Origin of the sequence: Sutcliffiella halmapala, from assembly GCF_002019665.1 — a bacterium.
Lineage (GTDB): Bacteria > Bacillota > Bacilli > Bacillales > Bacillaceae_I > Sutcliffiella_A > Sutcliffiella_A halmapala.
Map to the genome: position 1 here is coordinate 3,945,734 of NZ_KV917375.1, position 13,457 is coordinate 3,959,190.

Genomic DNA, 13,457 nt, shown 5'->3' on the forward strand with positions numbered 1-13,457 from the left:
GGTGCCAGTCACTCCCAATTTTTTGTAGAAATTCAACAACTCCAGTAATCCAAATCCCTAGGAAAATTAAGAGAGGGTGTCCCTAAAGCATAGCTTTTGGTGACACCCCTTCTTAATTCAATATATTTATTTGATTATTTTTTGTAGATTAGCTGCCGTCTTCTCACTAACAGCTGCTTTGCCACCAAAAATTGTTATCTGCTTGATTCCTTGTTTTTTAATATAATTCGAAACAACTCCTGGTACGTTTTCTCCAACCAGTAATATTGCACTGTTATTTTTAGCTGCTAAAACGGCTCCCGATAATGCATCAGCATATCCTCTTCCAGTTGCAACATACATATGTTTATTATCTACTCCGAAAGCCTTTGCCACTTCCACATTCGTTTCATAACGATCGCTACCACTTAAACGATTAGCAGCTGGAAGTTGTTTTTCAATTTCTTTGGAAACTACGGAAGTTCCACCAACTATAATACTCTCTTTTGCACCAACCGCTTCGATTGCATCAATAGTATATTGAGGTAGATATTTAGCTGATGTTAATAAAATCGGCATTCCTTCTCTTGCAGCAAATGATGCTACAGACAATGCATCAGGAAAGTTTTGACCGCTTGCTACAACAACTTTATCCACACCATTTGGTGCTACTTGCTCTGCAATAAGCGCTGCTGTATGATAACGATCAGAACCGCCTATACGCTCCACTTCTAATCCTTTGCTTTTTAATTTATCTGAGATGACTTGACTAACTGCACCTTTTCCACCTAAAATTACAACCTTCTTAGCTCCTAACCTTTTGATCTCTTTCATTGTTTCTTCTGGTAGTTGATCACTTCTAGTTAGTAAAATTGGTGCTCCTAGTTTATACGCTAAAGGCACACCAGCTAGTGCATCTGCATAATCATTACCACGAGCTAATACAACAGTATTAGCAGTTGCCCAACCGTTACGGCTTACTTCTATTGCAGTTTTGTATCTATCTGCTCCAGAAATTCGATTTAACTGATCATGATTGATAAACAGTTTACCTTTTGCTTCTTGAACAACTCTGTTTCCTTCCACATCTGTAAATTCCACTTCAATAATAGCCCCTTGAAGGTTGACATTTGCTGGAACAGTCCATATTCCTGTGTAAACACCTGGTTTTACTTCTTCCATTACATTGCTTGAAGAAGATTTAGCAGTTAATTGTCCAGGTAGCTTAATGGAGTAGCTTGCCTTACCACCTTTTGATTCACTTCTAAACGAAACTTCTACTTTTTCACCTGGATTTACATACGTATCTACAGATGGTTTTAAATCAACAATTTCAGGATTTACCCTTTCAATATTTATTGGTGAAGAAGGCTCTGTTCTCCCATCCTTAGTCTCTGCTATTGCAGTTATCGTATTTACACCATGGTTCAATTTAATTGGAATACTGAAAGAACCATCTTCTTTACTAGTTTCAGTAGCTACATCCTTCCCGTTATTTTGAATGATAATTTTGCTTTTTGTTATTGTTTTTCCTTTTATTTCAATCTCAGTTTTCGTTGTTTTGGTGTTATTATCTGGCTTTTCGATGACTGGAGCTGGAATAGAATTGTTCACAACTGCACGAATCATCAAGTTTCCATATCCTGAATCCTCAACATGCTCCCATATTCCATTATATAACCACCAATTTCGGTCATGAAAAGCACCATCATTATCACTAAAGATACTTGGTGATGTACCGGCAGCAGAATTATCAGGTTGTACATATACTAAATAGAAATCTCCTGTAACAAAAATGTTTTTATCAGTTAAATCAACATGCGTCCACTCCCCATCTGTACGCGCGTTAGCATCAAATGGACCTGCAATTTTTTTCCCTGGGGTACCGTTTTTACCTGTGGAATCATAAACCGCTACCTGAAATCGAGTGGCGCCCGGAGTAGGGAATTCTGTATTAACTTTAAAGAGTCCACCTGTCAACCAAGATTTCGTAACGCCTTCTTCCAATGACATTCTGATAGCAAAGCCGTTGTTAGGACTTCCGCGCCAAAACCACGAATTTTCTGATGTCCCATCATCATAACCAATCTCTCCTGGGAACCCGATAAACCTTTTCAATTCAGCGTTCTGGGTGATATTCTTGTCCGAATGAAGAGTTATCGAGTATTCATTAAATACATAATCTTTCTTAAACACATGTAGTGTATAGGTACCTTCATATGCTGTAAGTGTAAATCTTCCGTTACTATCAGTTTTTACTGGGGTAATAGTTGCATCCTCTATTAAAGAAATGGTAGCATCGGCTATTGGCTTTCCTGTCGTTTCATCCTGTATTGCACCTTCTACCGTTCCCTTCCCTAAAGGCTTAAGAGTAAAGTTTGATTCGACAACCCCATCTTTTGGAATTGAAACCTGCTGGTCTTTGGAGTGAAATCCATAAGCTTCAGCACGAAGAGTGAACTCCCCAGCTTTATGATTGATAGAAAACCTACCATTTTCCGGGCTTGATGTACTAGAGAATCCAGAATCTAGTAAAGTTACCTTCGCACCTATTGGCATTACATTTGGTTGATTAGTAATAGCTTTAACATTTGTAGCTGTTGGAGCCAGAATACTATCTTGAGAGAGTTCTTTTGTATGAATAATTCCTGTTGACTCTCCTCTTTTCGTTTCCTCAACTTCTTCTAATGGTGTATCAGTTAATTCTATGTCATCTAAATACCAACCATCATACGAACGTATTTCAAATCCTGTCTGAACGGCAAACACATAGAAACTAATATAAATTCGATTTCCAGCGTAAGCGGAAAGATCTACCTCGCCATCTATCCAACCGTTCGTTGAATATTCTATTGGTAATCCGTTATCCTCGAATTTAGTCGCTTCTGTTCTAGCTAACATTTCCCAGTTTTCTCGATCCGTTGAAACTAGGATCGCTCCGTAATCTGTTGAACCACCTATTCCATCTGGACTGAAGTCATACCATTGCTTAAACTGCAAATATGCACTTCCGTTTTCCGGAATGTCGATAGGTGGCATATTGAGATAAGATTCAGTATTAGGAGCATGTGGACCATTAAGGGTTGTCCCGTAGACTTTTTCCCCTGAAAAAGCCTGTTCAGGTCCTGTTTGAGGGCTCCCCCATTGCCAATCATTATACACTCCTTCTGAATACCAACCTTCTGGAGCTTTTTCCAAATTATTAAAATAACCAATTGAGATTGCAGACTTCACTTCTACTTTATACGTTGGTGAAGTTACATTATTTTTCCCGTAATCTTCAATCATCCATTTATATGAAAATCTGGTACTCTTTACATTCTCACCTGGTACAATAGCTTGATAGGTCCCATTTCTAAAGTCACCCGCTGTTCTAGTTGCTTTAATTGTCTTCCACTCATTATCTACTAAATACTGAAGTTCAACGGTATCAACACTGATATTATCTTGTACTTCCACCGTTAAAGGCAGTACCACTCTATCGTATACAAAGTCAGGAGATGTGTGTTGGAAAGTAGGTTCTGAAGTATCCTTCCCATTTTGTACAACAAGCCCTTGAATCAATCCATTCCCTTGTTGGAATGATTTTATAGCATTGTAAGCGTTAACAAAACCGTATCCATACCCATAATTTGGAGTAGTCGAAAACTCTGAATCTGTCAATGGAATTGCTGTATCAATCAATAATTCCTCAATTTGCTCGATAGTCAATGATGCATTTGCTTGCATGATTAACGCAATAACTCCTGATATATGGGGTGTTGCCATGGATGTCCCACTCATCAGCTCATAATCATTAGTTGGAACAGCTGAACGAACATTAACCCCAGGTCCGGAAACATCCGGTTTCGTCTCATTATATGGACCAGGTCCACGGGATGAGAACCAAGCTAATTCGTTGTTATTATCTGTTGCCGCTACTGCAAAAGATTCTGGATAGTTCGCTGGTGAAGCAATCCACCCTTCCCCTCCATAACCGTCATTTCCTGCAGCAAATACTGGGAAAATCCCAGCTGCCCGCCAGTTTTCTACCATTGGTCGATACCATTCATCCAAACCTGGCCCACCCCCCCATGAGTTGTTCACAACATCAGGAGCCATTTCAGGATGAGGATTCCCTTCTGAATCTTTTGGTGCTAATACCCACTCACCAGCTTTTAAGAGGTCAACATCAGTACCCCCCCTATCTGAGAATGCTTTAACAGCTATCCATTTTGCACCAGGAGCAACACCTATTTGATTGCTTCCATCAGACTCTGAACCAACCATCGTTCCTACTGTATGAGTACCATGCTTTAAATCATCATATGGGATTTCTTTTCCTCCCACTGCATCGTACCAGTTAAAGGTATGATTAGGATTATTTGGTTTAGTAGGATTATACCCTCTGTATTTTTCAATCAAAGCAGGATGATCCCATTGAACACCTGTATCAATACTTGCTACAACAATACCTGATCCATCGATTCCCATATCCCAAACTTGAGGTGCACCAACCTGGCCCACTCCCCACTCAATTGTTGATTGAGTACTAACTGCTGTAGTGTCCGGATTAGATGCTGGAGCAATTAATTGTCGGGTTTCATTTGGAAGAATTTTTTCAACCTCCGAATATGTCGCAAGCTTTTCCATTACCTCTTTTGTTCCAGTAACTGCAATAGCATTGACAACGTAGAATGATTCAATGTTTTTTACCTTGCCCTCTTTTTTGGCACTTTCGAGGTAATCCACCACTTTATATTGAGTTTCTATTGCTGTGTTCCGAAGTGTAGAAACGATAGATGAACGAACATAAATCTCAGTACTTACTGCTGTTTTTTGCTTTTTTGCTTTTTCTGCTGCTTCTAATGCAACTTTATTCGTATCTACTTGTTCTTTAAATTTAACTAAGAATGTAACTTCCTTCTGGTCTTTAAATTGTTCAAAAAGTTTAGCATCCGCTTTATTAATTTGTATTTCGTTGTCACTAACTGATATGGGGCCATTGGATTTTTCCGTTGCCCAAGCGATATTCGGAATAAAAAAATTAGTTACTAAAGATAAAATCAATATTATACATAAAGCCAACTTTCCTTTTTTGACAAATGTTTTCAAATTACAAACTCCTCCATTACTTTAATCTTATTTACCAAAAATCCCATCACATAAAAACTATTATACTAATGCTTGTTCCCTCCTATTCAGTTGGAATTGACACTAGACAAAATATTATAAGTATTTAGAAAAATAAACAATACAGAATATATGATGATATCGATTTAAAATTTAGATGGAGGAGAAATTAATATTTAGAAAAAGGATATAAACCACTTAAGTAACGCGACTATTTAACTAAAAATATATTTTATGTGCATTAATTTGATTATATTGTAAAAAAAATGATATTAATTTCTTATAATAAAATATTGATATTTCGGTATATTTACTCATTAAGAATGAAGCAAAAAAACACTTACTATGATTACTACCCTGAAAATATAGGTAGATTGCTTGTTAAACTCCCTTTTGATCTCGGCTTTCCATAGCCTCTTAAGTCACTCTATCTAATGCCTGTTTTTTGTTGAAACTTCTACCTTCTCAAGATGATAAGTTACATTCATTTCTTTGGCAATTTGCCGTGATGAACCTAAGGAAGATACGATTTTCAACGCCCCTCTTACATGATGAAACATCCCGTCTAAAATTACCCGAACCTGCACACCTCGGCATGCCGCTTCTAATAGACTAGTAAAAAATAAAGAAGCTGCTACACCATCTTGGATAGAATGATACGTAATATCTATTCTTTCCTCCGCATTGTCTATTAAATCCAATCTTATCCCCAATGACTCTTGCCCATTTTCTAAGAGAACAACACGGTCTCTCCTAGTTTCATTGGGCACTAGTCTTTCAAGTAGAATCTCTCCTTCCTCCTAGTCAGCTTAGACATTTTCGTCTCCTTTATCTGATAGACTTTTTTATATGTATATGTTGGGGAATAAAAAGATTAGATTAAGATTTTGTTAGTATTCTTTTGGTAATGTAGATGTGTCTATTTGGGGCTACCCTGAAAGTAGGCTTTGTCAAAAAATGATGTCCTATTTTGAAGCTACTAGAGGTTAGATCTCGAGTTTTTCCTCCTTAACTTGTAGAGATTCTCACATCAATCACCAAGGTTCTCATGAAACTCTCGGTGGTTCTCATATAAGTTACAGAGGTTCTAACGTAAATCGCGAGGTTTCTCATATTTGTGCAATTTTTTAAAAGAGGTACCACCAATTAATCCCTGTTTCAAAATTATCACTGTACACGATAAAGCCCAAAAAGAAAAAACCCGTATATAACAAAATACGGATTGTTAGTTACTGTTATTAGTTTCACCTATTATCATTCTCTTAAACTACCTTACGACCCCACTGACGATGAGCTGCTATCAGCTTAATAAATTCGTTCGCAAACCACTCCATATCATCTGCCATGACCACCCCAGCGGCGTCACCAATCCCATTGACTTCCAGCCATTGCTTTCCTTCATGGGTGGCGCCGATTGGCTTATAGTGTGAAAAGGCTTCATGAATAAAGAAGGTTGCATCCTTGTTAAATTTCTTACTTTTTCTACTGCCTCGCACCATATACACAGCATCAAACAATACCGAATCCGCCGTTAAAAAAGTATGACCTGCCTCAAGTTCTACTCCATCAGTACCTTTAACCTTTCCGAGCTTTTCACTAATGACTTCCGGCTGGATGCCAGTTGCCTTTAGTTTATTCAGGACAAGCTTTAAATCCTTTCCGTTAAACCCTTCAGTAAGAATGATGGAAACTTTTCTTGTCTCAGGACGATGCGCTGTATTTTCCTGGCTCAGTGCAGGAGAGGTTTGTTGGATGTTCTCCCCAAAACCCAAACCTTTTGGAGCTTTTACTCCGATGTATTCTGCAATTGCATCCGCTAAATCATGATTAACATTTGCATACATGTCAACTACTTGCTGCCTGACCGAATTACTCATTACTTTTCCGAGTTCAAACCGAAAAGCATCGATAATATGCTTTTTTTCTGGTTTGCTCATACTATTCCAGAAAAGCGTTGCTTGGGAGAAATGATCCTTAAAGCTTTCACTTCTAGCCCGAACCTTTCTTCCCTCCACTTTTTCTTGATAATGGACATAGCCACCTTCTGCTTCACTAGCAGGCGAAGGGGTATTTCCAGCCAATGAGTTCCGATGATAGCTCACTTTTCCGACATTAATGGTTTGGCGATGGTAGCCGTCGCGCTGATTATTGTGAAAAGGACATACTGGGCGATTAATTGGTATTTCATGAAAATTGGGTCCACCAAGCCTAATTAACTGTGTATCTGTATAGGAAAATAAACGTCCTTGTAGCAACGGATCATTTGTAAAATCAATCCCTGGGACAACATGACCTGGATGAAAAGCGACCTGCTCAGTTTCCGCGAATACATTATCCACATTTCGAGTCAGGGTCATCTTCCCAATAATTTTCACCGGCACTACTTCCTCTGGCCATAACTTTGTCGCGTCTAATATGTCAAATCCAAAAGCAAATTCCTCATCTTCCTTAATAATCTGTACCCCTAGCTCAAACTCTGGGAAATTTCCCTTTTCGATATTCTCCCATAAGTCACGCCGATGAAAGTCAGGATCCTTTCCAGATATCTTTTGCGCCTCATCCCATACAAGCGAATGTATCCCTAGCTTAGGTTTCCAATGGAACTTCACAAAATGAGCCGTTCCAGACTCATTCACAAATCGGAAAGTATGAACACCAAATCCCTCCATCATCCGGAAACTCCTTGGAATCGCGCGGTCTGACATAAGCCACATAATCATATGAGCCGATTCCTGGTTGTTCGCTACAAAATCCCAAAACGTATCATGAGCAGATGCTGCTTGTGGAATCTCATTATGAGGCTCTGGCTTCACTGCGTGTATCACATCTGGAAATTTAATCGCATCTTGAATAAAAAACACCGGCATATTATTGCCAACAAGATCATAGTTTCCTTCCTCGGTATAGAACTTAGTCGCAAACCCCCGCACATCACGAACCGTTTCAGCCGAACCACGTGAACCCGCCACTGTTGAAAATCGAACAAAAACTGGAGTTTTCGCTGAAGGATCCTGTAAAAATTTTGCTCTCGTATACGGTCTCATACTCTCATATACTTGAAACTCCCCATGAGCCGCAAATCCTCTCGCATGAACCACCCGCTCAGGAATTCGTTCATGATCAAAATGTGTCATCTTTTCCCGAAAATGAAAATCCTCCATTAACGTTGGACCACGCTCACCAGCTTTTAAAGAAAACTCATCCTCCGCCATCTTCAGCCCTTGATTCGTCGTCAGTTTTTTCCCCTTATCGTCTACCCGAAAAAACTCCAACTGCTTATCCTTGCTCTTCTCATTTACCTTGCGCTCATCCTTCATGATTCAAGCCTCCCTTTTTGATAAATATTATGTTTGGATATGATTGGATATTCTGAATGAGATAGAGGAGCAGGGTTAGGAGTGATTTTTTTTTACTTTCTCTGGCAACACGTTCGATATAGAAGTAATTCTATTGTCTCAACATTATTCCGGGAGAGGTAATTTATTTTGTTATTGACCTAGAGTTCACTCTAGATTGTATGCTAATAGTGTCAGAAATAAAGAAATGCTTTTTATAAAATTTGGAGGCTAATAATTACACTTTAACGAGAATTGGAGAAGCTACACATAAGTAAAAAAAAAGGAACATTTAGAAAAAGTATGGAGATTGATACCGAGGAGTGTGGAGCATAAGATGTATTTTACAATTGGCCAAGTTTCTAAAGAAACGGGATTGTCTGTGTATACTTTACGATACTACGAAAAAGAGGGGATTTTACCACGATTAAAACGAAATAAAAGTGGTTTACGAATATATGGTCAAGAAGAAATCAACTGGCTTAAAATGATCACCTGCCTCAGAGAAACTGGTATGACCATCAAAGAAATGAAAGAATACGCTCGTCTTACTTTTCAGGGAGATGACACAATTAGCGAGCGCGAACAATTGCTTAAGAAACAAAAAACGAGACTGAACTTAAAAATAGAACAGTTAGAAATTTATATGTCCATGATTAATCATAAATTGGATATTTATTCTGAAAAACAAAAAGGACTAGGAACAAAAGGTAACATCGATAATTAGCGATATGGTGAACAGAAGTTACTATTATAAAAGGATGGTGTTCGTTAATGAGAGCTTTAGAAGGGAAAGTAGCGATTGTTACAGGAGGTTCCAGAGGGATTGGTGAGAAAATCGTCCTGAAATTAGCCTCTGAAGGCGCAATTGTCGTCATAAATTATGCCAATAGTGCAAATCGGTCAGAAAAACTTGCTGAACATATTATTTCCGAAGGTGGTGGAGCTTTAGCTGTACAAGGGGATATTTCTAAAATAGAAGATATAAAAAAATTATTCAGCATAACAATCAAGACATTTGGAAAAATTGATATCCTTATTAACAATGCTGGTGTCATGATTACGAAACCAATCGACCAAATCACGGAAGAGGATTTCGATGTTCAATTTTCAACAAATGTTAAAGGGACTTATTTTTCTATAAAAGAAGCTTATCACTATCTAGAAGAAGGAGGTCGTATTATTAATATTTCCACTTCAGTGATTGGAAATATGGTACCCGCATACAGTGTTTATGCAGGAACGAAAAGTGCAGTTGAACAGTTTACACGTCAATTAGCTAAAGAGTTCGGTCCAAGGAATATTACAATTAATGCTATTGCACCGGGTCCAGTTGCTACTGAACTATTTTTTCAGGGGAAATCAGAACAACAAATAGAGGCATTTAAAAATATGAATGCTTTTCGCCGACTTGGTACGCCCGATGATATTGCAGATTCTATTAGCCTATTATTGAGGGATGAATCGTCTTGGATTACAGGTCAAACCCTTCGTGTTAATGGCGGTTTCCTATAGAATCCATCATTACCCAGTATGCAGATAAGGAAAGTCTACCCTAGCTATTTTTATAATATCGTCTACTGAAAAAAAATTCCTTATACAAAAGGGCTAAATTTCATATAAGGAATTTTTTTCATTTACCTGGAATAAAGTTGGCGCCTACCTATGTGCTACTGGCTTCAGACGATGCCTCGTACATATCAGGACAGATCATTTTCGTTAAAGGTGGTTCAATTGTTACATGATTTTATTTAATACGAAATATCCTGAAACCGGGACGTGGTCTTAGTGTCCCCTCGTCCCATGTATATAATTTCATACTATGACGTTTCTCTTGTTTATGAAATTAAAGCTTGTACCAAGACACAGAGCTATCGGAAAAATATAGACGAACTTCAGACCATTTCAGGCTAGGGATTTTTCTTTGAAGGAATATTATAATTCTGAAGGTGTTTGTGTTGATGCAAGTGCTTCTTGTTCTGTGGCGATAATGTGTTCAATCTGTAAAACAGCGGATAATACGTGGATAAAAGCTTCCTGCAACGTGGATACTTTCAGGTGTTTGTCATAATAGTGCTTTATATGCTTCGCGATAGGTTCTCTTGCTTCGTAATCGAAATGGTAAAAATCAATAATTGGGAAGTACAAACTGTCTCCGATGGGAAGCAAAGTCCCCATGACAATTTCCCCTTGCTTTGGTGGGGTAGCGAACCTGTCATAGATGATAACGTCCACTGGCTCACCTGTCAGTGTATCCACAAGGATAAGTACTTGATCATTGAAGGTATGCCCAACGTAGTAAAATTTCGTTACAGCCTTTTCCCATTCCATTAGCCAAGAAATGATAAGTGGTTTATCTTTTAAGTCAGTATAATTTTTTGCAATATAGCTTTCGACGAAGGTCATCTCCATGCCTTGGCTAACCTCATATAATATTCTCCACCAAAACAAATTATGTTCTAGCGAACTTCGTTTTTCCTCGCTAGGATGATGGTCATCAATAAATTCTCCAAGTGTCTCCTGACATTGGTCAAAATACTCCGATACGATACCCTTGGCACACTCACCAAAGACCTTCGTTAACAACACTTCCTTTAACTCATGCGAAATCGGTAAATCATGCCGAAATTCCTTTACTTTTGATTCGGACTGGACAAAATTCACGACATTCTCAATAGTATTTTTCTTCTTCATACCTTCACCCTTCCATTTGGAAATTCTCTTACAGGTTAAAGGGTTCGACATTTTTCTTCAATTACCTTTATTATTTTTTGTTAATTTTATGGGTTTTGCAAAAAAAAAAGAAATTCCCATATTTCCCAAATCATTAAAAAAGGTTCCTGCACTCATACCACCTGCTGGAACCTTCCACTCCCTTAACTTACTTTCAGTTTGCCTAAAATACTTTCTGCAACAATGTTCCATAAAGAGGCATCAGTTACATACGATTCTTTTAGTTGTTTAAAAAGTGCAGCTTGCTTTTCTTTGAAATCAGGGGTATCAGTAGGTGGCAATGTAGCTTTCGCTTTTTCCACCTTTTCTTGGAGTTCAGCGGCTCTAGGTCCCCAAACAACTACCTCTTCTCCCTCTTGATTGATAAAAATAAAAATCGGAATCGCTCGAGCTGTTCCATTCGTTAAGTATTGATCCATAAGTTCTAAGTTTTGATCGCGGAGGATAAAACGGACATCTATATGAGCCTCGTTAGCAATATTCATTAAAATAGGATTGTTTAAAAGAGCATCGCCACACCAGTCTTCTGTTAATACAATTACTCTAAGCTTTCTACTTTTTAAATCCTCAAGTAATAAAGTAGCTTCTTCATTAAAAACAAAACTGTTAAAAATAGTTTCCATTTCTTCTTTATTTACGGTCATGCCCTGTTTATATTGTTCATATGTAAGTCCTTTTGCAAACCAATCATTTAAGTTCATTCATAGCACCTCGCAATAATTTAATACTATTAACGTATCAGAAAATGAGACATTACTGTTAATATAATGCTTCATTGATTTCTTTCAATACTAAGCACATTGTCCCTCAAAATTAATAAAGTGGATTATCTATACAAAGACCGAGTTTTTATTAAAACACAAACGGGTCGAGGTTCCTGTCCCCTCGACCCATATTACTATTGTATCGCCTTTTCTTTCAGCTGTGATTCCTTCAATGCAGGCTTTCCAGCTTCAATCAATACTTTGTTTCGACCTAAAACAATAGCCAGTATAATGATCAATACTCCAGTTCCAATTAGCAACCATTCGATTTCGATAAAATCTGCTATTGGACCAAATATCAGCATTCCAAGTGGCATCATCGAGGTGGAGATCATCCCCATTACACCAAAAACCCTACCTAAATAATCTTCTTCTATTTTCTCCTGCAATAAAACGGTAGCAGGTGTATTAAAAATTGGCATAGCGAGGCCGAATAAAGCCATGAAAACTAAATAAACCCAAAATAGTGGAACGATACCAAGTGCAAACGTACAGGCACCCATAATAATACTTGCAAATCCCATCGTTTTAACTTTATTTGAAAATCCACCCCAAGAAGCGATAACTGCTCCACCAATCATCATCCCAATGGAGAAAGCTATTTCAATTGCAGTAAGTCGCCACACATCTTCACCAAAGCTACGTGTTACTTGCAGTGGTGTCAAAAAGGCTGCTGGAGCCATTAAAACAAAAAATACTGCAAAGAAGAGGAAGAATTTCTTTAGAAACGCATTATTGTTCACATATTGTAATCCTTGTTTGAAATCACTAAAGTAGCTCGTTGTTTGTTTTTCCGTTGCCTTCTCATGTACAGCGATTTTCAGAAAACCAAATAGTGTAATAATTGCAATTGCTGCCGTGATGACATCAATAAAGAAGATAATTTCAAGCGAGGTTAATGCCAAAAGTGCTGCACTGACCATTGGCGATAGGAACATAATAATAGCCTGAATACTACCATTAATTCCATTTACCTTTGTTAGTTTATCCTTTGGAACAATTTGCGGTAAAATAGCACCGACAGCCGGCGTCTGAATTCCTGTCCCAAAGGCACGAATAGCAGCCATCACAAAAAGCAGCCAAATCGATTCAAAGCCCATTAAAAAGAGAATAGCAAGAATAAGTGTCGAAATGGCAATGAGCCCGTCCGCAATAATAATTAGCATTTTTCGGTTATAACGATCTGCCCAAACCCCTGCAACAGGTGATAAAATAAAGGTCGGAATAAAACCACAAATGATGTATAACGTCATCATCAAGCCAGATCCCGTCGTCAGCGTTACATGCCACATAATGGCATATTGAACCAAGGACGAGCCAAAAAGGGAAATCGTCTGACTACTAAGAAAGAGAATAATATTCCTTAACCAATTCTCCTCGATATTGTTCTTTACTGTACTCACAGCCTACCACTCATTTCTAATAATAATAAATACTCCATTTACATTATAAACATCGTACCGCTCTATTTACACTTGTTTTTAAAAACAACATCTGCTTTAAATGGACCCTTAAATGTAGAATTCCTCAAAAA

General features: G+C 38.0%; 8 protein-coding genes. 2 read left to right on the top strand and 6 right to left on the bottom strand.

Annotated features, from left to right (window positions below; translation table 11 throughout):
• Positions 1–126 precede the first annotated feature (126 nt).
• The 3 genes from BK580_RS19445 to BK580_RS19455 all read right to left on the bottom strand — a co-directional run bounded on the left by BK580_RS19445 (position 127) and on the right by BK580_RS19455 (position 8,408).
• Positions 127–5,073 (bottom strand): cell wall-binding repeat-containing protein, encoded by a 4,947-nt coding sequence (locus BK580_RS19445; RefSeq protein ID WP_078381932.1) that lies wholly within the window; start codon positions 5,071–5,073, stop codon positions 127–129.
• A gap of 449 nt (positions 5,074–5,522) precedes the next feature.
• Positions 5,523–5,792, bottom strand: coding sequence for a phospholipase D-like domain-containing protein (locus tag BK580_RS19450; RefSeq protein ID WP_139364936.1), 270 nt, complete (start codon positions 5,790–5,792; stop codon positions 5,523–5,525).
• A 561-nt stretch (positions 5,793–6,353) separates the two neighbouring features.
• Complete coding sequence (locus BK580_RS19455; protein WP_078381934.1) at positions 6,354–8,408, bottom strand: catalase; 2,055 nt, start codon at positions 8,406–8,408, stop codon at positions 6,354–6,356.
• A 343-nt stretch (positions 8,409–8,751) separates the two neighbouring features.
• On the opposite strand from BK580_RS19455, the gene BK580_RS19460 reads away from it, so the two are divergent.
• Both BK580_RS19460 and BK580_RS19465 read left to right on the top strand, forming a co-directional pair.
• Positions 8,752–9,153: a MerR family transcriptional regulator gene (locus BK580_RS19460; RefSeq protein WP_235864075.1), complete on the top strand. Its 402-nt coding sequence runs from the start codon at positions 8,752–8,754 to the stop codon at positions 9,151–9,153.
• A 47-nt stretch (positions 9,154–9,200) separates the two neighbouring features.
• Entirely contained in the window at positions 9,201–9,941 is a 741-nt protein-coding gene (locus BK580_RS19465) for an SDR family oxidoreductase (RefSeq protein WP_078381936.1), read from the top strand.
• A 420-nt stretch (positions 9,942–10,361) separates the two neighbouring features.
• On the opposite strand, the gene BK580_RS19470 is transcribed toward BK580_RS19465, so the two are convergent.
• The 3 genes from BK580_RS19470 to BK580_RS19480 form a co-directional block, all read right to left on the bottom strand.
• Complete coding sequence (locus BK580_RS19470; RefSeq protein WP_078381937.1) at positions 10,362–11,120, bottom strand: hypothetical protein; 759 nt, start codon at positions 11,118–11,120, stop codon at positions 10,362–10,364.
• A 182-nt stretch (positions 11,121–11,302) separates the two neighbouring features.
• Positions 11,303–11,860 (bottom strand): thioredoxin family protein, encoded by a 558-nt coding sequence (locus tag BK580_RS19475; RefSeq protein ID WP_078381938.1) that lies wholly within the window; start codon positions 11,858–11,860, stop codon positions 11,303–11,305.
• A 197-nt stretch (positions 11,861–12,057) separates the two neighbouring features.
• Entirely contained in the window at positions 12,058–13,326 is a 1,269-nt protein-coding gene (locus BK580_RS19480; protein WP_078381939.1) for an MFS transporter, read from the bottom strand.
• Positions 13,327–13,457 lie beyond the last annotated feature (131 nt).

Coding starts and splice junctions, on each gene's coding strand:
- BK580_RS19455 (WP_078381934.1), bottom strand. CDS start 8,408: ATGAAGGATGAGCGCAAGGTAAATGAGAAGAGCAAGGATAAGCAGTTG.
- BK580_RS19465 (WP_078381936.1), top strand. CDS start 9,201: ATGAGAGCTTTAGAAGGGAAAGTAGCGATTGTTACAGGAGGTTCCAGA.
- BK580_RS19470 (WP_078381937.1), bottom strand. CDS start 11,120: ATGAAGAAGAAAAATACTATTGAGAATGTCGTGAATTTTGTCCAGTCC.
- BK580_RS19475 (WP_078381938.1), bottom strand. CDS start 11,860: ATGAACTTAAATGATTGGTTTGCAAAAGGACTTACATATGAACAATAT.